This window comes from Mycobacterium sp. SMC-13 (assembly GCF_045311035.1).
Taxonomy (GTDB): Bacteria; Actinomycetota; Actinomycetes; order Mycobacteriales; family Mycobacteriaceae; genus Mycobacterium.
The window spans coordinates 206,896-226,806 of record NZ_JBJIAI010000002.1 but is presented as its reverse complement, the minus strand read 5'-3'; the positions used below and the strand labels follow the sequence as shown (position 1 = coordinate 226,806).

17 protein-coding genes and 1 pseudogene are annotated in these 19,911 nt (G+C 66.8%); 1 reads left to right on the top strand and 17 read right to left on the bottom strand.

The window, feature by feature from the left end; genetic code table 11:
• Positions 1-15 precede the first annotated feature (15 nt).
• The 4 genes from ACJH6I_RS04295 to ACJH6I_RS04280 form a co-directional block, all read right to left on the bottom strand.
• The gene (locus tag ACJH6I_RS04295; protein ID WP_318984243.1) at positions 16-537 is read right to left on the bottom strand and encodes a nitroreductase family protein; all 522 of its coding nucleotides are present in this window, start codon (positions 535-537) and stop codon (positions 16-18) included.
• A 107-nt stretch (positions 538-644) separates the two neighbouring features.
• Positions 645-2,273 (bottom strand): cytochrome bc complex cytochrome b subunit, encoded by a 1,629-nt coding sequence (locus tag ACJH6I_RS04290; RefSeq protein ID WP_318984244.1) that lies wholly within the window; start codon positions 2,271-2,273, stop codon positions 645-647.
• A 134-nt stretch (positions 2,274-2,407) separates the two neighbouring features.
• Positions 2,408-2,902 (bottom strand): polyketide cyclase, encoded by a 495-nt coding sequence (locus ACJH6I_RS04285; protein ID WP_318984245.1) that lies wholly within the window; start codon positions 2,900-2,902, stop codon positions 2,408-2,410.
• The gene (locus ACJH6I_RS04280; protein WP_318984246.1) at positions 2,899-3,381 is read right to left on the bottom strand and encodes a hypothetical protein; all 483 of its coding nucleotides are present in this window, start codon (positions 3,379-3,381) and stop codon (positions 2,899-2,901) included. Before ACJH6I_RS04280 ends, ACJH6I_RS04285 begins: the two co-directional genes overlap by 4 nt.
• Before the next feature lie 507 nt (positions 3,382-3,888).
• Here ACJH6I_RS04280 and ACJH6I_RS04275 point away from each other — a divergent pair.
• Entirely contained in the window at positions 3,889-5,127 is a 1,239-nt protein-coding gene (locus ACJH6I_RS04275; protein WP_318984247.1) for a DUF222 domain-containing protein, read from the top strand.
• A gap of 94 nt (positions 5,128-5,221) precedes the next feature.
• Here the strand turns inward: ACJH6I_RS04275 and nuoN are convergent, their stop codons facing one another.
• The 13 genes and pseudogenes from nuoN to ACJH6I_RS04210 form a co-directional block, all read right to left on the bottom strand.
• Positions 5,222-6,754: an NADH-quinone oxidoreductase subunit NuoN gene (gene nuoN / locus ACJH6I_RS04270; RefSeq protein WP_318984310.1), complete on the bottom strand. Its 1,533-nt coding sequence runs from the start codon at positions 6,752-6,754 to the stop codon at positions 5,222-5,224.
• Between the two features lie 5 nt (positions 6,755-6,759).
• Positions 6,760-8,298: an NADH-quinone oxidoreductase subunit M gene (locus tag ACJH6I_RS04265; protein WP_318984248.1), complete on the bottom strand. Its 1,539-nt coding sequence runs from the start codon at positions 8,296-8,298 to the stop codon at positions 6,760-6,762.
• A 5-nt stretch (positions 8,299-8,303) separates the two neighbouring features.
• The gene (gene nuoL / locus ACJH6I_RS04260) at positions 8,304-10,187 is read right to left on the bottom strand and encodes an NADH-quinone oxidoreductase subunit L (RefSeq protein ID WP_318984249.1); all 1,884 of its coding nucleotides are present in this window, start codon (positions 10,185-10,187) and stop codon (positions 8,304-8,306) included.
• Positions 10,188-10,189: 2 nt separating this feature from the next.
• Positions 10,190-10,489 (bottom strand): NADH-quinone oxidoreductase subunit NuoK, encoded by a 300-nt coding sequence (gene nuoK / locus ACJH6I_RS04255; protein ID WP_061002954.1) that lies wholly within the window; start codon positions 10,487-10,489, stop codon positions 10,190-10,192.
• Positions 10,486-11,208, bottom strand: a complete 723-nt coding sequence (locus ACJH6I_RS04250) for an NADH-quinone oxidoreductase subunit J (protein ID WP_318984250.1) — start codon at positions 11,206-11,208, stop codon at positions 10,486-10,488. The genes nuoK and ACJH6I_RS04250 overlap by 4 nt, the downstream gene beginning before the upstream one ends.
• A pseudogene (nuoI, locus tag ACJH6I_RS04245) lies at positions 11,191-11,750 on the bottom strand (NADH-quinone oxidoreductase subunit NuoI); the annotation flags it as partial. The pseudogene nuoI and the gene ACJH6I_RS04250, both read right to left, overlap by 18 nt.
• Positions 11,740-12,969 carry an NADH-quinone oxidoreductase subunit NuoH gene (gene nuoH, locus ACJH6I_RS04240; protein WP_318984251.1) on the bottom strand — a complete coding sequence of 410 codons (1,230 nt, stop codon included), beginning with the start codon at positions 12,967-12,969 and terminating at the stop codon, positions 11,740-11,742. The gene nuoH and the pseudogene nuoI, both read right to left, overlap by 11 nt.
• Complete coding sequence (locus ACJH6I_RS04235) at positions 12,966-15,338, bottom strand: NADH-quinone oxidoreductase subunit G (protein WP_318984252.1); 2,373 nt, start codon at positions 15,336-15,338, stop codon at positions 12,966-12,968. Before ACJH6I_RS04235 ends, nuoH begins: the two co-directional genes overlap by 4 nt.
• Complete coding sequence (nuoF, locus tag ACJH6I_RS04230) at positions 15,335-16,636, bottom strand: NADH-quinone oxidoreductase subunit NuoF (RefSeq protein WP_212813601.1); 1,302 nt, start codon at positions 16,634-16,636, stop codon at positions 15,335-15,337. Before nuoF ends, ACJH6I_RS04235 begins: the two co-directional genes overlap by 4 nt.
• Positions 16,633-17,355 carry an NADH-quinone oxidoreductase subunit NuoE gene (nuoE, locus tag ACJH6I_RS04225; protein WP_406783809.1) on the bottom strand — a complete coding sequence of 241 codons (723 nt, stop codon included), beginning with the start codon at positions 17,353-17,355 and terminating at the stop codon, positions 16,633-16,635. The genes nuoF and nuoE overlap by 4 nt, the downstream gene beginning before the upstream one ends.
• On the bottom strand, positions 17,352-18,677 hold the full coding sequence (gene nuoD / locus ACJH6I_RS04220) for an NADH dehydrogenase (quinone) subunit D (protein ID WP_318984254.1): 1,326 nt from the start codon (positions 18,675-18,677) through the stop codon (positions 17,352-17,354). The genes nuoE and nuoD overlap by 4 nt, the downstream gene beginning before the upstream one ends.
• Positions 18,677-19,351 (bottom strand): NADH-quinone oxidoreductase subunit C, encoded by a 675-nt coding sequence (locus ACJH6I_RS04215; RefSeq protein ID WP_318984255.1) that lies wholly within the window; start codon positions 19,349-19,351, stop codon positions 18,677-18,679. Before ACJH6I_RS04215 ends, nuoD begins: the two co-directional genes overlap by 1 nt.
• Positions 19,348-19,905, bottom strand: coding sequence for an NADH-quinone oxidoreductase subunit B family protein (locus tag ACJH6I_RS04210; RefSeq protein WP_029119553.1), 558 nt, complete (start codon positions 19,903-19,905; stop codon positions 19,348-19,350). The genes ACJH6I_RS04215 and ACJH6I_RS04210 overlap by 4 nt, the downstream gene beginning before the upstream one ends.
• Positions 19,906-19,911 lie beyond the last annotated feature (6 nt).

Genomic DNA, 19,911 nt, shown 5'->3' with positions numbered 1-19,911 from the left:
GCGGGGCTGAGCCCATCACACTCTGGCCCAGGTGATTTCGCGTCGTGACAGTCGAGCGCGACTCGGGGAAGGGCCGGTCTTTTCGTCCGACGGCCGCCCAGCCCGCCCTAGGGCAGTCATCGACGTCACCTCCCATGCGGCCGGGACGCCGAACTCGCGCGCGACACCGTCACGATCGAACGCGCGGAACTGATGTGCACCGAGTCCCATGACCAGCCCTTGAATCGTCATGTGGGCCACCGCCTGTCCGAGGTCGTATCGCGCGAATTCGGAGAACTCCCAGTCCGTGTCTTCGACGAGGACGTGAGCCAGGTTCACGATCAGCAGTGCGGCATCGGGCGCCCAGCGCGCTGAGCTGGGTGCCAGGTGATTCACGATCCGAGAGTGGACGGGGTCGTCACGGCGCCCCACGATGAACATCCACGGCTGGGAGTTGCCCGCCGATGGTGTGAGACGGGCGGCGTCGAGCAGAACGTCGACCTCTGCGTCACTCAGGGTCGCGTCCCGGTCGAACGACACCGGGCTGAACCGCTCCACCAATAGAGGATGAACTCCGTCGGCCGCGCCATTCTCACACTCGGTCACACCAGCATCATGAGCGGAAACACCTTGTTTCACAACCAATGTGGGCGTGTCTCAAACTATTAGTGCCCGCGCGAGCCGTTGGGCGAGATTTCGTCCTGGTATTCCTTGAGGGCGGTGAGTGCCTTGTGCTCGGCGGCGTGTTTGGCGTCGGCGAGGGCGGCTTGTTCGACGGCGGAGTCGGCGAACAGGAAGCTGCCGGTGCCGGGCGAGCCGGCGGAGCCGAGCTTGTTCATGCGCTTGGGCAGTGCGGCACCCTGGTATTCCAGCGGGATGGGGTGGCCGTGGTCGTCGACCGGTCCCAGGGGCTGGTGCAGCTCCACGTAGGCGCCGTGCGGCAGTCGCTTGATGATGCCGGTCTCGATGCCGTGCTCGAGGACGGCGCGGTCGCTGCGTTGCAGGCCGACGCACCAGCGGTAGGTCAGGTAGTAGACCACTGCGGGCAGGACGACCATGCCGATGCGGCCGATCCAGGTGGTGGCGTTCAGGGAGATGTCGAACTTGAGCGCGATGATGTCGTTCATCGCGGCCAGGGTGAGCACCATGTAGAACGCGATGGCCATGGCACCGATGGCGGTGCGGACCGGCACGTCACGCGGACGCTGCAGCAGGTTGTGGTGCGCATGATCACCCGTAACCCTGGCCTCGATAAAGGGATAAGCGATGAGCAACGTGAAGACCAGACCCATGATCAACGCCACCGCGACCACAGCGGGGATGGTGTGGCCGAAGGGGTAGAACTCCCAGGCCGGCCAGATACGGGCAAGGCCTTCGGTCCACATCATGTAGAAGTCGGGCTGGCTACCGGCGGACACCTGCGAGGGCTTGTAGGGGCCCAGTTCCCAGATCGGGTTGATCTGCAGCAGACCACCCATGATGCCGAGAACTCCGGTGACCATGGCGAAGAACGCGCCGGATTTGAAGGCGAAGACCGGCATGACGCGGACGCCGACGACGTTCTTCTCGGTGCGGCCGGGGCCGGGGAACTGGGTGTGCTTGCCGAACCACAACAAGATCAGGTGCGTGGCCACAAGGCCCAAAATGATTGCGGGAATGATCAATACGTGGAGCGCGTACATCCGTGGGATGATGGTCTGGCCGGGGAAGTCCCCGCCGAAGAGGGCCCAGTGCATCCAGGTGCCGATGACCGGAATGCCCAGGGTGATCGAGGACAGCGCGGCGCGCAGACCGATACCCGAGAGCAGGTCGTCGGGCAGCGAGTAGCCGAAGTAGCCCTCGAACATGGCCAGGATCAGCAGCAGCGCACCCGTCACCCAGCTGGCTTCCCGTGGCCGACGGAACGCACCGGTGAAGAACACCCGCGCCATGTGCACCATGATCGACGCGGCGAACATCAGCGCGGCCCAGTGGTGAATCTGACGCACCAGAAGGCCGCCGCGGACCTCGAAGCTGATGTCGAGTGCGGACTCGTAAGCGCGCGACATCTGCACACCGCGCAGCGGCTGGTAGACGCCGTTGTACGTGACTTCAGCCATCGACGGGTCGAAGAACAGCGTCAGGTAAACGCCGGTGAGCAGCAGGACCACAAAGCTGTACATGGCGATCTCACCGAGCAGGAAGGACCAGTGCGTCGGGAAGACCTTGTTCAGTTGCCGACGCACCGCCGCGGACGGGTGGTACCGCGAGTCGATCGCAGTCCCCTGGGCGGCGGCGCGATTCGACGCTGGCATGTGTCGTGGAGTTCGCGTGACCGTACCGGCCTTCATGTCCTGCCTCCTTTGATGAACGCCTTACCTCTGAGATGCATCTGGAGCCCGTTTTGTGACAGGTCCACAATGTGACGTGCATCACAAAGTTGGAGGCGCTACTTCTCGGCGAGCTGCTTGAAGTTGAGTAGCTGCCGTCGGGCCATCACGAGATCCCCCACACTGAGTAGGGGAGCGGCGAGCCGCCACGACTGTGGCGCAGTCACTTTCAGTACCAATCGAGTTCTGTGGTCGTCTAGCGGGGTGAGCCGATAGGACATGTGAGCGCCCATGATCTGCGCCGTCAACTGCGCTTGGTGGTCCACCGAGAGCACCTTGCCCAATGGCCGGCCGGCACTGGCGGTGAACGGATCACCGGGCCGGGGATCGTTCAGGTTGTGCAGCTTGCGCGGTGACTCCCGGCCCAGATTGTCGATCCAGTCGTAGGAGTACGGTGCCAGGCGCACTTGAACAACCCACGGCCACAACCGATCTGGTAGGGTGTTGACGGTGACTCCGCGCCACGCCTCGAGCGATGGGCTGGCGACGTAGCTGTCGCAGTCGTATCGCGCCATGGTTTCGGCGTCGGTGACGCCCCAGCGGTCACCGATCATCGGATGACCACCTTGTTCATCAGGTATGGAGCGGCCGTGCGATGGATGGGGCCGATGGCCCGCCAGATCACCGCCGCAGGCCGCTGCTGTTTGTAGTGCAGTGCGGTGATGAGTTGGCTTGTCGAGGCATCGACTCGCCGGAGGATCAGAGTTCCGTCCATCAGCGGCGATTCGGCCTCCAGGTGAACCGCATCGGGAGTCGACACCGCGATGCGCCAGCCGAGGATATGCTGCGGTGAGTCCGCCGGCCCGAGCCGGAATCGCAGTAACGCCTTGTGGGCGAACCGGATTCCCTCGCGGAGGGCTGGACTGGATTGTTCGAGCGCCTGCCGTGCCAGCGTTTCGGGCGTACGCGCGTCAGATTCAGCGACGGTGACTTCGAAGACGTCGAGGTAGTCAGCCTGCCGGAGGCTTGGGGGCAGAGCGGCGCTTGCCAGGCTCACCTGGCGCGCATGCCCAACTGCCAACTCCGTCGCCATGACTACGAGGCTAGGTACTCATTGGCCGCTTGTCAGGGGCCAGTTTCGTGGCGGAACCGGGTACCACTCGGGTGGGCACCGCGCTCTCATGGCAAGTTCAACGAGCGTCGGGACGGCGAGACGGCGGCGACCGCCGCGTGTGGTCCGGTGTGTAGACGCTTTGAGTCGGCAACGTCTTGCGGCATTGCAAAATTCGGAACGCGATGTACCAGGATCTTGGTGGCAGTTCTGTGGTTTTGGGACGGTGATGATCGCGTTGCCGGCTGTTGACGATCAAAACCGCGTCGTCCATCGCTCCTTTACGCAAGGTGTAGAACGACTTTCGGCATTGTCGTACTCGTCGCAGAATGCCGAGCTCTCCATCAGGTCACCCGATGGGTTGGGTGGTTGTAAGGCTTGAGCTTGAGGACCCAACTGTCTTCACCACGATCAGCCGCACTGTCACCGGTGTCCTGATGTAGGCCGAAAACTCCTTGCCGTTCGAACGTATGTGCGATACAATTGGGCATGGGAATCGCACCGGATTTCAACGCTCTTCTCGATCACCTGCGTGGCGTGGCCGTCGCCGACGACATGCCCGCGGGCGACGCGGTGGCGGCGATGACGTGCGTGATGAAAATGCGCAATGCGGCCGATCATCTGGCGGCGAGGCTGACCGGGGTGCTGGACCGCTGCGGGGTGGCGGCCGCGCAGGGCCGGACGCCGCGGGAGTTGTTGATGGCGTTGGGGTGTGCGCCATCGGTGGCCGAGCGCTTTATCCGGGTATCGGGCGCGTTGCCGGCGTTGCCCACGCTCGCGGCGCATGCCGCTGATGGGGCGATCTCCGGGGAGCATGTCGATGCGATCGTCAAAGGCATCAACCACATCCGCGCCCGCGCACCCGGTGAGGTGGACGAGGAAGCCCGGTTCGCGCAGGTGACCGATCTGTTGGGGCAGTTCTTCTCCGGCGCCACCCCCGCAGACATCGGGGCCCGCGCCCGCCGGTTGGGCAACTGGCATGCGGCCGCCGAAGGTGGGTTGCCGGCCGCGGAGGATCGGTCGGTCAACACTGTCGAGCACCGCGTCACCTCCGATGGTCGGGTGCAGGTGCGCGCGGACTTGGACGTGGAGGTGGGCGCCAAGCTGGTCGCAGCGATCGAGGAACACTCGGCACCGCGGCCAGAACCCGACGGCACCCCCGACACCCGCACAGCGGGCAGGAGGCGGGCCGATGCCCTGGAAGCGGTGCTGGACATCGCCGCCCGCGGCGGCGACACCGCGTCCGCGCCGCGCACGCAGCTACTGGTGACGGTGCCCGCCGACGCCCCAGACCTGGCCACGCTGGAATTCATCGGGTCGATCAGCACCATGACCCTGGACCGAATCTGCTGCGACACCACCGTCACCACGATCATCGTCGACGGCGAACGCGTACCCCTCGATATGGGGCGCGAGAAACGTTTGTTCCCGCCGCACCTGCGCAAAGCGCTGTATCTGCGGGATCAGTGCTGCATCAAATGCGGCGCCCCACCCGGACGCACCCACGCCCACCACATCATCCACTGGACCCACCACGGTGAGACATCACTAGCCAACGGGTGCCTGCTGTGCCCGGCCTGCCACGCCAACGTCCACCACGACGGCTGGGATGTGGTCATGGGCCTGGACAAACACCCCTGGCTCATCCCACCAGAGACCGTGGACCCGCACCGGAAACCCATCCCCGCATACAACCGCCGCACCATGCGCCTCGACAACGCCGCATAACACCTAAAGCGTTGCGCACCTTGACAACTCAACAGTGTTCGGGGCCGGGTGTCGGCCCGTGGCCGGTCGCACAGACCGGCGGTTGGTCAGCCACTCACCGCATGAACTGACCCGCGTGGTTGGCCAGGTCGAGCACCGGCTGCGGGACGGCACCCAGCGCCAGCGTCACAAAGGCGGTGAGCCCGATCATCGCGGTGCTCAGACTGCCCGACTGAACTTGCGGGCCGTCCTCGACCGCATCGGTGAAGAACATCAGGACGATTACGCGGACGTAGAAGTACGCGGCGACGGCGCTGACGATCACACCGATGACGACCAGCGATGCGGCACCACCTTCGGCTGCGGCTTTGAAGACGGCGAACTTGCTGACGAATCCACTGGTCAGGGGAATGCCGGCAAAAGCAAGCAAGAACAACGCGAACACGACACCGAAGAATGGATGCCGGCGTCCGAGTCCGGCCCACCGGCGCAGGTCATCTTCCTCGTCCCCGTCGGCGCGGCGCACCACACTCACGACCGCGAATGCGCCGAGCGTGCTGAAACCGTAGGCGAATAGGTAGAACAACGACGCCGACAGTCCGTTGTCGTTGAGCGCGATCACACCGGTGAGGATGAAGCCGGTGTGTGCCACCGAGGAGTACGCCAGCATGCGCTTGACGTCGTTCTGCGCGATGGCGATCACCGTGCCCACCGCCATGGACAGCACCGCGATGATCGACAGCACCGGCCGCCAATCATTGGCCAGCGCCGGCAGCGCCACGTAGCAGACCCGCAGCAGCGCGCCGAAAGCGGCGATCTTGGTGGCCGACGCCATGAAGGCCGTGACCGGTGTGGGTGCCCCTTGATAGACGTCGGGCACCCACGAATGGAACGGCACCGCACCGACTTTGAACAACAGACCCACGCACAGCAGCGCGATGCCGATGAGTCCGAGGGAGGCCGGTCCGCGGCCGGCAGCGACGCCCGAGAGGCTCAGGCTGCCGGAGTAGCCGTAGAGCATCGCGACACCGAAGAGGAAGAACGCCGACGAGAATGCCCCCAGCAGAAAGTACTTCAGTGACGCTTCCTGCGACAGCAGCCGATTCCGGCGGGCCAGACCGCACATCAGGTACAGCGGCAGGGACAGCACCTCGAGCGCGACGAACATCGTCAGCAGATCATCGGACGCGCCGAACAGCATCATGCCGCCGAGCGCGAACATCGCCAGCGGGAACACCTCGGTCTGGGCGACGCCGGTTTTGAGGGCGATCTGCTCGGCGGCGCTACCGGGCACGGTCGCGGCCTGCGGGGTGAACGCGGCCAGTCCACTGCCGTCCGAAACCCGTTGTGCCATCAGCAAGGTGGCCAACAGGCTGACCCCCAGCAGAGTGCCCTGCAGGAAGAGCGCCGGGCGGTCGATGGCGATGGCCCCGAGAACTGCGGGCCGGCCGATCGCCGAACCCAGGTGCAGTGCTTGGGAAACCACGGCCACCAGGGCCACCGCCTGGCCGCCGATGCTCAACACCACTTGGGCGCGGTACCGCGCCGAGCGCGGTGCGAAGGCTTCCACGAGCACGCCGGCCAGCGCGATGCCGAACACGATCAGCATCGGCGACAGCAGGCCGTACTCGACGGACGGCGCGGGGATGGGCGTCACCGGTCGACCCCCTGGGCGGTACTCGACGAGGTATGTCCGACAGCCGGATTGATGACGTCCAACGCGGGCTTGGGGTAGACGCCGAGCACCAGCAGCAGGGCGACCAACGGCACGACCACGGCCAGTTCCCGCGGTACGAGGTCGCGCAGCTTGTCGTTGCCGTCGGCGACGGGGCCCGTCATCATCCGCTGATACATCCACAGGATGTAGAGCGCGGAGAGCACCAGGGCCGTGGCCGCGACGGCGGTGACGGCCGGGTAGTGGATGAATGTGCCGACCAGCACCAGGAATTCGCTGATGAACGGTGCCAGGCCGGGCAGCGACAGCGTCGCGAGTCCGGCGATCAGGAACGTGCCGGCCAGTATCGGTGCGACGGTCTGCACACCGCCGTAGTCGGCGATGGCGCGAGACCCGCGGCGGGACACCAGGAACCCGGCGATCAGGAACAGCGCGGCGGTCGAGATGCCGTGGTTGACCATGTACAGCGCGGCGCCGGACTGCGCCTGCTCGGTCATCGCGAAGATGCCCAGAATGATGAAGCCGAAGTGCGAGATCGAGGTGTAGGAGATCAGGCGCATGACGTCCGTCTGGCCGATGGCGACGATGGCCCCGTAGACGATGCCGATGACGGCCAGCGCAATGATCAAGGGCCGGAATGTCGCTGCGGACGACGGGAACAGCTGCAGGCAGTACCGGAGCATGCCGAATGTGCCCACCTTGTCGACGACAGCCATCATCAGGACGGCCGTGGCCGGAGTGGCGTGCACCGCCGCGTCGGGCAGCCAACGGTGCAGGGGCCACAGAGGTGCCTTGACTGCGAACGCGAACATGAACCCACCGAACAGTGCATTGGTTATCCCCGGGCTGATGTTGAGGCTGCCGTAGCGCACGGCATCCGCGACGGCACGGAAATCGAAGGAGCCGTGGGTGAAAGCGGGACTGTTGGCGGTGGCAACGTACAGTCCGATGACCGCGGCCAGCATGATCAGGCCGCCGAACAGGTTGTACAGCAGGAACTTCACCGCTGCTTTGGACGCGGCGGGCCGGTCCGCGCCGAAACCGCCGATGAGGAAGTACATCGGGATCAGCATGGCTTCGAAGAACACGTAGAACAGCAGGATGTCCAGTGACACCAGGGAGATCAGCACCATCGATTCGACGGCGAGGATCAGCGCGAAGTAGGCGTGGGTCGACTTGGCCTGCGCGCCGGCATCATTCGAGTCGCCGTCATTCCAGCCGGCGATGATCAGCAGCGGTACCAGGACAGCGGTCAGTGCGACCAAGACCAGGGCCACGCCGTCGACCCCGAGGATGTAGCCGGTGCCGAACGACGGTATCCACGGGTGGTTCTCGACGAACTGGTAGCGCGCCCCGGCCGGGTCGAACCGCAGCGCCAGCACCAGCGCGATGACGAGCACCACCAGCGACACCGCCAGGGCCGCCCAGCGGGCGAAAGCCCGTGCGCCGGCGGGCAGCAGGATCACTGCCGCACCGCCGGCCATCGGGACGGCCCACAACGCTGTCAGCCACCACATTCCGGTCACCACACCCTCACCGTGAGAATGGCGGCCGCAATCAATGCCGCTCCGGCCAACATGGACAGCGCATACGACCGGGCAAACCCGTTCTGCCAGCGTCGAAGATCCTGCGACCCGGTGCGGACCAGCGCGGCGAGCTCACGGGTGACGCCGTCGACCGCGACGTCATCGAAGTCGACAAGGTTCTCGGTGAGCCGCCGGCCCGGCACCATCAGGGCCCGCTCGTTGAACGCATCGCCGTACAGATCGTGGCGCGCGGCGACCGTCAGCCCGGAGACGTTGACCGGGGCGCTGATCGCGACGGGTTGGCGCGCATACATCCGGTAGGCGATCGCGACGCCAACACCGACCACCGCGAGCGTGACGACCGTGAGCAGCCATGCGGGCACCGCGTGCTCGGGCTCGTGGAAGCCGACGACCGGTTCGAGCCAGTGCTCCAACTTCCCGCCGACGGCCAGCAGCGCGCCCGCGCCGATCGACCCGGCGGCCAACACCACCATCGGCCAGCCCATGACCGACGGCGACTCGTGGGGATGCGCCTCAGCGCGCCAGCGCTTTTCGCCGAAGAACGTCATCAGCATGACGCGGGTCATGTAGAACGCCGTGATGCCCGCGCCCAGCAGGGTTGCGCCGCCGAACAGCAGACCCGTGGCGCCCCCGGCCGCGAATGCGGTCTCGATGATGGGGTCTTTCGAGAAGAACCCGGACAGCGGCGGGATACCGATGATCGCGAGGTAACCCATGCCGAACGTGGCGAACGTGACGGGCATGGCGGTGCGCAGCCCGCCGTAGCGGCGCATGTCGGTCTCGTCGTCCATGGCGTGCATCACCGAACCAGCACCGAGGAACAGGCCGGCCTTGAAGAAACCGTGCGCCAGCAGATGCAGGATCGCGAGCGCGTAGCCGGCGGGTCCGAGACCCGCGGCCAGCATCATGTAGCCGATCTGGCTCATGGTCGACGCCGCGAGGGCCTTCTTGATGTCGTCCTTGGCGCAGCCGATCACCGCGCCGAACAACAGCGTGACGGCCCCGACGACGGCGACCGCCAACCGGGCGTCGGCAGACTGGTTGAAGATCGGAGCCGATCGCACCACCAGGTACACGCCGGCCGTGACCATGGTGGCCGCGTGGATCAGGGCCGACACGGGGGTCGGGCCCTCCATCGCATCGCCGAGCCACGACTGCAGCGGTACCTGAGCGGACTTGCCGCAGGCCGCCAGCAGCAACAGCAGACCGATGAGCGTGGTCGTCGCCGCTGGAAGAAGCGGCGCCTGTGCGAAAACACCCGTGTACGAGAGGGTTCCGGTGTGCGCGAACATCGCCGCCAGGGCCAGCGCCAGGCCGATGTCACCGACCCGGTTGACGACGAACGCCTTCTTGGCGGCCGTCGCCGCCGATGGCTTGTGCGACCAGAACCCGATCAGCAGGTACGACGCCAGACCGACGCCTTCCCACCCGACGTACAGACCGAGATAGTTGTCGGCCAGCACCAGCAGCAGCATGGCCGCGACGAACAGGTTGAGATAGGCGAAAAAGCGCCGCCGGGCCGGGTCGTGCGCCATGTAGCCGATCGAATAGATGTGGATCAGCGCGCCGACCCCGGTGATGAGCAGGACGAAGCACACCGACAGCTGGTCCAGACGCAAGCCGAAATCGACCTGCAGCTGGGCCACCGGAACCCAGGAGAACAGCGTCTCGTGCACCAACCGGACGTCGTTGTCGCGACTGGACATTGCCGCGAACTGCGTGGCGCCGACGAGGAAGGCGCCGACCACCGTGGCGCAGCCGAGCAGATGCCCCCACGCGTCGGTGGCCTTGCCGCCGAGCAGCAGTATCGCCGCGCCGGCCAGCGGCAGCGCGATCAGCAACCACACCGATGTCGTCATGGTCACTGCTTCAGCAGGTTCGCGGCGTCCACCGACGCCGATCGCCGGGTCCGGAATATGGTCATGATGATCGCCAGTCCCACCACCACCTCACATGCCGCCACGACCATGGTGAAGAACGCCACCACCTGACCGTCGAGCTCGCCGTGCATCCGGGAGAACGTGACGAACGCCAGATTGGCCGCGTTGAGCATCAATTCGACGCACATGAACATGACGATGGCGTTGCGGCGCACCAGCACACCGGCCGCGCCGATCGTGAACAGCAGCGCCGAGAGATACAGGTAATTGGTGGGATTCATGAGGCGTTCCCATCGTCGAGGGACACACTGCGCCGCGGCAGGATGGCGCTGACGGACATGTCGGCGTCCGAGCCGTCGGGCAGCTTCGCCGGGATGTCGACGGCGTTGTGCCGCGCGTACACCCCGGGGTTGGGCCGTGGTGTCGGGTGCCCGCCGCCGGCGAACCGCTCGATTGCCAGCTCGCGCTGGGTCTTTCGGCGCTCGAACCGTTCGCGGTGGGTCAGCACCATGGCACCCAGCGCCGCGGTGATCAGCAGCGCGCTGGTGACCTCGAAGGCCCACAGGTAGCGGGTGAAGATCAGGACCGCCAGGCCTTGGACGTTGCCGGCCCGGTTCGCGTGCTCCAGGCCGGCCGATCCAGCGCTGTAGTTGGCGCCGAGACTGCCGATCCCGGCGATCACCGCGATGCCGAATCCGATACCGGCCACCACGGCGGCAACGCGTTGTCCCCGAATGGTTTCGATCAGCGAGTCCGCCGAATCGACACCGATGAGCATGAGGACGAACAGGAACAGCATCATGACCGCGCCGGTGTAGACCACCACCTGCACGACACCGAGGAACACCGCGTCCTGGGCGATATAGAGCACCGCCAGGCTGATCATGGTGCTGGCCAGGAACATTGCCGAGTACACCGCTTTGGGGGCGGCCACCATGGCGATGGCGCCGAGCACCGACACGGTACCGAGCACCCAGAACGTCACGGCCTCTCCGGTCACTTGGCCGCCTCGCGCCGCTTCAGGCCGTCCGCGGTGATGTTGCCGCGGTAGTAGTCCTCGTCGGTGCTGCCCTCGGCCATGGCGTGCGGTGGCGCGGTCATGTCGGGTTTCAGTGGCGCCAGGAGCTTGTCCTTGCCGTAGATCAGGTCGGACCGGTTGTCGTCGGCCATCTCGTAGTCGTTGGTCATGGTCAGCGCGCGGGTCGGGCAGGCCTCGATACAGAGCCCGCAGCCGATGCAGCGCAGATAGTTGATCTGGTACACCCGGCCGTACCGCTCGCCGGGCGAGAACCGTTGTTCCTCGGTGTTGTCGGCGCCCTCGACATAGATCGCGTCCGCGGGGCAGGCCCACGCGCACAGTTCGCAACCGATGCACTTCTCGAGGCCGTCGTCGTACCGGTTGAGCTGATGCCGGCCGTGATAGCGCGGAGCGACCGGACCGGGCTCCTCGGGATACTGCTCGGTGACCGGTTTCTTGAACATGGTCCCGAAGGTGACGCCGAAACCGGCGATCGCGTCGATGAACTTGGGCCTACCGGGCATGGTGAACCTCCTTGGCCGGGATGGGCGGCACCGGGAACGCGCCGGGCTGTGGTTCGACGGCCGGGGCCCGCGTGCGAGCCGACTTGCGCCGCACCGTGTTCCACAACGCACCGGCGATGGCCACCACGGCGATGGCGCCGGCGAAGGCCAGCACGACGGGCCAGCTGTCGTGCCCCTGCAGCCGCAGCGTCCGCACGATGCTGACGATCATGATCCACGCCAGCGAGATCGGGATGAGCACCTTCCAGCCCAGCGCCATGAACTGGTCGTACCGCAGGCGCGGGAGCGTGGCCCGGAGCCACATGAACAGGAACAGGAACGCCCACACCTTGCCGACGAACCACAGCAGCGGCCACCAGTCGGTGTTGGCGCCCGGGATGAGGCTCAGGGGCCAGGGCGCCTGCCAACCACCGAGGAACAGAGTGGTGGCCAGTGCGGAAACCGTCGTCATGTTGACGTATTCCGCGAGCATGAACATCGCGAACTTCAGCGACGAGTACTCGGTGTGGAAACCGCCGACCAGCTCGCCTTCGGCCTCGGGCAGATCGAACGGCGCCCGGTTCGTTTCGCCGACCATCGAGACCACGTAGATCAGGAACGACGGCAGCAGCAGGAAGACGTACCAGCGGCCCTGTTGTGACGCGACGATCTGCGATGTCGACATGGTGCCCGCGTACAGGAACACCGCGGCGAACGACAGTGCCATCGCGATCTCGTACGAGATGACCTGCGCGCTGGACCGCAGCCCGCCGAGCAGGGGATAGGTCGAGCCGGAAGCCCAGCCCGCCAACACGATTCCGTAGACCCCGATCGAGGTGACCGCGAGGACGTACAACACCGCGACCGGCAGGTCGGTCAACTGCAGCGGCGTCTCGTGCCCGAAGACGTGGACCAGCGGCCCCATCGGGATGACGGCGAACGCCATGATCGCCGGGATCACCGAGATGATCGGCGCCAGCAGATAGATCGGCTTGTCCACCCCGGCCGGGACCAGCCCTTCTTTGAGGGCGAGCTTGATGCCATCGGCGAGACTCTGCAGCAACCCGAACGGCCCCACCCGGTTCGGCCCGATGCGCATCTGCATCCAGCTCAGGACTCGCCGTTCGAGCAGGATCGCGACGAGCACCGTCAGCACCAGGAACACAAAAATGCCAAGGGCTTTGGCGAGGACCAGCCACCACGGGTCGAGGCCGAACGAGGAGAGGTCGGGATAGTTCACGTTGCCGCCCCGCTGATCGAGACGACCGCGCCGGGGGCGACGCCGAGCGTGGCATGGACGGGCGACCCCGGCGAGTTCAGCGGCAGCCACACCACGCCGGTCGGCATGTCGGTGATCTCGAGCGGCAGGGTGAGGCTGCCGCGATCGGTACTGACGGTGAGGGTTTCGACCGCGCCGACGCTCGCGGCCGTGTCAGGCGACAGCCGGGCCACCGCGGGGCGCGCCGTGGCGGCCAGATGGGGTTCGCCGTCCTGCAGCCTGCCGGCGTCCAGCAGCATCCGCCAGCCGGCAAGAACCGCCTGACCGGGACCGGGCACGGGGTTCGGCGGCGCGGTGAACTCCGGTGCGGCGGGCCGTGGTCCGGTCCAGCACCCCAGTCGGTTCATCTCGTTGCGCACGGTCGCGACATCGCGCAGACCCAGATCGATGCAGTGCTCGTCGGCGAGCGCGGCCAGCACACCCATGTCCGCTCGCGTGGTGGGCGGCAGCGCCGCGCCGAATGCGCGATGCCGCCCTTCCCAGTTCACGAAGCTGCCGGCTTTCTCGACGACGGGTGCCACCGGGAACACCACGTGCGCGAGATCGGTGACGGCGCTGCGGCGCACCTCCATGCTCACCACGAACTTCGCGGCGCCGAGTGACTGCTGCGCCAGTGCTGGGTCTGGGAGGTCGGCCAGCTCGACACCGGCGACCAGGACAGCCTCGAGCTCGCCGTCGGCTGCGGCGGCGAGGATCCCGGTGGTGTCGCGACCCGGAGTGTCGGGCAGTTCGTCGACGTGCCAGGCGACGGCGACTTCCGTGCGTGACGGCACATCGGTGACCAAACGGCCGCCGGGCAGCAGATTCGGGGCCGCACCGGCTTCCAGTGCACCGCGCTCGCCGGCCCGCCGCGGTACCCAGCCGACGGCCGCGCCGGTCCGCTCGGCCAGCCGGGACACGGCGGAGAACCCGCCTGGGACACCGGCCAGCCGCTCACCGGTGAGGATGACCGAACCGGGCGGCAACACCTCGACGGCGTCGAGTGCGCGGGGTTCGCGGCCGGGTGCGGCGGAGATGAGGGTGCCGCCCATCTTCTCCAGTCCGCGGCTCGCGAACGGCGCCACCGCAACAACTTTCAGGCCGTGCTTGCGGAAGGCCTTGCGCAGCCGCAGGTAGATGATCGGCGATTCGTCTTCCGGCTCGAACGCGACGAGCAGCACGACGGGCGCCTGCTCCAGGTCGGCGTACGTCACCCGCATCGGCTGACCCGCGACGGACGCCGCCAGGAACTGGGCTTCCTCGTCGCTGTGCACCCGGTTGCGGAAGTCGATGTCGTTGGTGCCCAGCACAATCCGCGCGTACTTGGCATACGCATAGGCGTCTTCGGTGGTGAGTCGTCCGCCGACCAGCACGCCGGTCTGGGCACCGGCCGCCGACAGGCCGCGCACCGCGACAGCGACGGCCTCGGGCCAGGACGCCGGGCGCTGGGTGCCGTCGGCCTCGCGGATCAAGGGTGTGGTGATCCGGTCACCCTGCGTGGCGTAGGTGAAGGCCCACCGGCCCTTGTCGCAGTTCCACTCTTCGTTCACCTCGGGATCGTCACCGGCCAAGCGGCGCAACACCGTTCCGCGGCGATGGTCGGTGCGCTGCGCACAGCCCGAGGCGCAGTGTTCGCAGACGCTGGGGGAGGAGACCAGGTCGAAAGGCCGGGCCCGGAACCGGTACGCAGTCCCGGTCAGCGCGCCGACGGGACAGATCTGCACGGTGTTGCCGGAGAAGTAGGAGTCGAACGGGTCACCGCCCCCGATACCGACCTGCTGCAGTGCACCACGTTCCAGCAGTTCGATGAACGGGTCGCCGGCGACCTGATTCGAGAACCGCGTGCAGCGCGCGCACAGCACGCAGCGTTCCCGGTCGAGCAGGACCTGCGCCGACAGGTTGATGGGCTTGGGGAAGGTGCGCTTGACGTCCTCGAAGCGAGAATCGGCGCGGCCGTTGGACATCGCCTGGTTCTGCAGTGGGCATTCGCCGCCCTTGTCGCAGACGGGGCAGTCCAGCGGATGGTTGATCAGCAGCAGTTCCATCACGCCGTGCTGTGCCTTGTCGGCGGCCTCCGACGTCACCTGGGTACGCACGACCATGTCCGGGGTGACCGTGGTGGTGCACGACGCCAACGGTTTCCGCTGACCCTCCACCTCGACGAGGCACTGCCGGCAGGCGCCCACCGGGTCGAGCAGGGGGTGGTCGCAGAACCGGGGAATCTGGACGCCGATGAGCTCGGCCGCTCGAATCACCAACGTGCCCTTGGGCACACTGATCTGCTGGTCGTCGATGGTCAGCGTCACCATCTCGACCGCGGCCGCGTCCTTCGCCGGCTCGGTGACCGTCATGCGCCCGCTCCTTCCGTGGCGAAGAGCGTGGCGGCGTGCGGGTCGAAGGGGCAGCCGCCGTTCAGGTGCGCGACGTACTCGTCGCGGAAGTACTTGAGCGAGGACATGATCGGGCTCGCCGCACCGTCGCCGAGAGCACAGAACGACTTGCCGAGGATGGCGTCGGAGATGTCGAGCAGTTTGTCCAGGTCGGCCGCGTGGGCCTGTCCGTTCTCCAGCCGGGCATAGATCTGCGCCAGCCAGTAGGTGCCCTCGCGGCACGGCGTGCACTTGCCGCAGGACTCGTGGGCGTAGAACTGGGTCCACCGGCGGACGGCCCGCACCACGCAGGTCGTCTCGTCGAAGATCTGCAGTGCCTTGGTGCCCAGCATCGAGCCGACCCCGGCCATGCCTTCGTAGTCCAGCGGGACGTCCAGGTGTTCGGATGTGAGCATCGGCGTCGACGATCCGCCCGGCGTCCAGAACTTCAGCTGGTGCCCGGCCCGCACCCCGCCGGCGTATTCCAGCAGTTCGCGCAGCGAAATCCCCAGTGGCGCCTCGTATTGCCCCGGCCGGGTGACGTGACCCGACAACGAGTACAGCGTGAAGCCGGGCGACTTCTCCGACCCCATGGACCGGAACCAGTCGACCCCGCCGCGGATCACCGACGGGACACTGGCGATCGACTCGACGTTGTTGACCACGGTCGGGCAGGCATACAACCCGGCGACCGCGGGGAACGGCGGACGCAACCGGGGCTGGCCGCGCCGGCCCTCCAAGGAGTCGAGCAGCGCGGTCTCCTCGCCGCAGATGTATGCACCCGCCCCGGCGTGCACCACCAGATCCAGGTCGTAGCCGGTGCCGGCGATGTTGGTGCCGAGATAGCCGTTCGCGTAGGCCTCGGCGACCGCACCCTGCAGCCGGCGCAGCACCGGAACCACCTCACCGCGCACGTAGATGAATGCGTGCCGGGCGCCGATGGCGTACGACGCGATGATCGCGCCTTCCACCAGCGCGTGCGGTGAGGCCAGCATCAGTGGAATGTCCTTGCACGTCCCGGGTTCGGATTCGTCCGCGTTGACGACCAGATAGTGCGGACGGCCGTCGTCGGGGGAGATGAACGACCATTTGGTCCCCGTGGGGAAACCCGCGCCGCCGCGTCCGCGCAGTCCGGAATCCTTGACCAGCGCAATGACTTCGGCGGGTTGCATCCGCAACACCGCCCGCAGTGCCTGGTAGCCGCCCTGCCGGACGTAGCTCTGCAGCGTCCACGATTGCGGCTCATCCCAGTGTCTGCTCAGCACCGGCGCGAGTGTCATTGCGGCGCCTCCATCCCGCGCTCCTGGGCGACGCGCAACCCGGCGAGGGTGGCCGCGCCTGGTTCGGAGTCGTTGCTGCCGGGGCGTTCATCGGGGAAGCCGGCTAGGATGCGTGCGGTGTCCTTGAAGGTGCACAGGGGCGCGCCCCGGGTCGGGGTGACCGGCTCACCGGCCCGCAGTGAGTCGACGAGATCACGTGCGGAACCGGGAGTTTGGTTGTCGAAGAACTCCCAGTTCACCATGACCACCGGAGCGTAGTCGCAGGCGGCGTTGCATTCGATGTGCTCCAGCGTGACCCGGCCGTCGGCGGTGGTCTCGCCGGCGCCGAGACCCAGGTGGTCCTCCAGTGATTCGAGGATGGCGTCGCCGCCCATGATGGCGCACAGCGTGTTGGTGCACACCCCGACGAGGTACTCGCCTGTCGGGGTGCGGCGGTACATCGAGTAGAACGTCGCGACCGCGGTGACCTCGGCAGTGCTGAGGTCCAATTGCCCAGCGCAGAAAGAGATTCCGGCTGGGGTGAGGTACCCGTCCTCGGATTGGACGAGATGCAGCAGCGGCAGCAGTGCGGAGCGGGCACTGGGGTAGCGGGCGATGATCGTCGCGGCGTCGGCGGCCAGGCGCTCGGTCACGTCAGGCGAATACGACTGCGGCCCTTGGCTGATTGGCGGGCCGGGCTCGTCCGGACGCGGCCCGAGACGCAGTTCGATAGCAGTCACCTGTCCACGCCTCCCATCACCGGATCGATCGATGCCACCGCGGCGATGGCGTCGGCGACCATGGAGCCCTCGCACATCACCGACACCGCTTGCAGATTGGTGAACGAGGGGTCGCGGTAGTGCACCCGGTAGGGCCGGGTGCCACCGTCGGAGACCATGTGCACACCCAGCTCGCCGCGCGGCGATTCGACCGCGACGTACACCTGCCCGGCGGGCACCCGGATGCCTTCGGTCACGATCTTGAAGTGGTGGATCAGGGCCTCCATCGACGAGCCCATGATCTTGGCGATGTGTTCCTTCGAATTGCCCAGGCCGTCGGGGCCGAGCTTCAGGTCCGCGGGCCAGGCCAGCTTCTTGTCGGTGATCATCACCGGCCCGGTGACCTTGCCGAGCCTCTCGACACACTGCTCGACGATCTTGATGGACTCGTGCATCTCGCGGACCCGAATGATGTAGCGGCCGTAGGCATCACACTGGTCGTCGGTGATGACGTCGAAGTCATAGGACTCGTATCCGCAGTACGGCTGCGCCTTTCGCAGATCGTGCGGCAGCCCCGTCGAACGCAGCACCGGTCCGGTGATGCCCAGCGCCATGCACCCGGTCAGATCCAGGTAGCCGACCCCCTGCGTGCGGGCCTTCCAGATGTAGTTCTCGTTGAGCAGATTCTCCATGTCGCGCAACCGCTTGGGCAGCAGCTTCAGCAATTCCCGCAGTTGCGGCAGGGCCTCGTCGGGCAGGTCGGCGGCCAGGCCGCCGGGGCGGATGTAGGCGTGGTTCATGCGGAGCCCGGTGATGGTCTCGAAGATCGACAGCACCAGTTCGCGTTCCCGGAAGCCGAAGAACATGGCCGACATGGAACCCAGCTCCATACCGCCGGTCGCCAGCGCGACCAGGTGCGACGAGATGCGGTTGAGTTCCATCAGCAGCACCCGGATGATGCTGGCGCGCTCGGGAATGGCGTCGGCGACGCCGAGCAGCTTCTCGACCCCGAGGCAGTACGCCGTCTCGTTGAAGAAGGGCGACAGGTAGTCCATGCGGGTCACGAAGGTGACGCCCTGCGTCCAGGTCCGGTATTCGAGATTCTTCTCGATTCCGGTGTGCAGGTAGCCGATTCCGCACCGGGCCTCGGTGATGGTCTCGCCGTCGATCTCGAGGATCAGCCGCAGCACGCCGTGGGTGGACGGATGCTGCGGGCCCATGTTGACCACGATGCGCTCGCCGGCGACCGCGCTCTCCCGCGCCGCGGCCACGACGTCGGCCCAGTCTTGACCGCCGACGGTGACCACGCGTTCGCGGCCATCGGGTTCGTTGTCCTGAGTCATCAGTTGTAGGCCCGCCGTTCGTCCGGGGGCGGGATTTTCGCGCCGTGGTACTCGACCGGGATTCCGCCGAGCGGGTAGTCCTTGCGCTGCGGGTGGCCCACCCAGTCGTCGGGCATCTCGATCCGGGTCAGGGCGGGGTGGCCGTCGAAGATGATGCCGAAGAAGTCGTAGGTCTCCCGCTCGTGCCAGTCGGTCGTCGGGTACACCGAATACAGCGACGGCACATGCGGATCGGCGTCCGGGGCGCTCACCTCGACGCGGATGCGGCGGTTGTGGGTGATGGACATCAGCGGGTAGACGGCGTGCAACTCGCGACCGGTGTCGTCGGGGTAGTGCACCCCGGACACTCCCAGACACAGCTCGAATCGCAGCTCGTCGCGCAGTGCCTGGGCCACCGCGACCAGGTGTTCGCGGCGCACCTCGAGGGTCAGTTCGTCGCGGAAGACCACGACGCGCTCGATCGCGGCACCGAACTCGTCGGGACCGAGGGTCGCCGCCAACGTGTCGACGACGTCGTCGAAGTAGCCGCCGTAGGGCCGTGGCGAGCTGCCGGGCAGGGCCACCTCCCGGACCAACCGGCCGTAGCCCGACGTGTCGCCGCTGCCGCGCACACCGAACATGCCGCGCCGCGTCCCGATCACCTCGGGTCCCGTCTGGTCCGGCGCGTCCGTCATGACCGCAGCAGTCCCTTCAGTTCGATGGTGGGGCGGGCCTGCAGGGCGGCTTCCTCGGCCGCGGCGATCGCCTCGGCCCGGTTCACGCCCAGCGGCATCTCCTGAATCTTGGCGTGCAGCTTGAGGATTGCGTTGAGCAGCATCTCGGGCCGCGGCGGGCAGCCGGGCAGGTAGATGTCGACGGGCACGATGTGGTCGACGCCCTGCACCACCGCGTAGTTGTTGAACATGCCGCCGGAGGAGGCGCACACGCCCATGGCCAGCACCCATTTGGGCTCGGCCATCTGGTCGTACACCTGACGCAGCACCGGCGCCATCTTCTGGCTCACGCGGCCCGCGACGATCATCAGATCGGCCTGGCGCGGCGTCGCGGAGAACCGCTCCATGCCGAAGCGCGCGATGTCGAAGCGCGGGCCCGCGGTGGCCATCATCTCGATGGCGCAGCAGGCCAGGCCGAAGGTGGCGGGCCACAGCGACCCCTTGCGTACGTAGCCTGCGACCTTCTCGACAGTGGACAGCAGGATGCCGCCGGGCAGGCGTTCTTCGAGTCCCATGGGTCT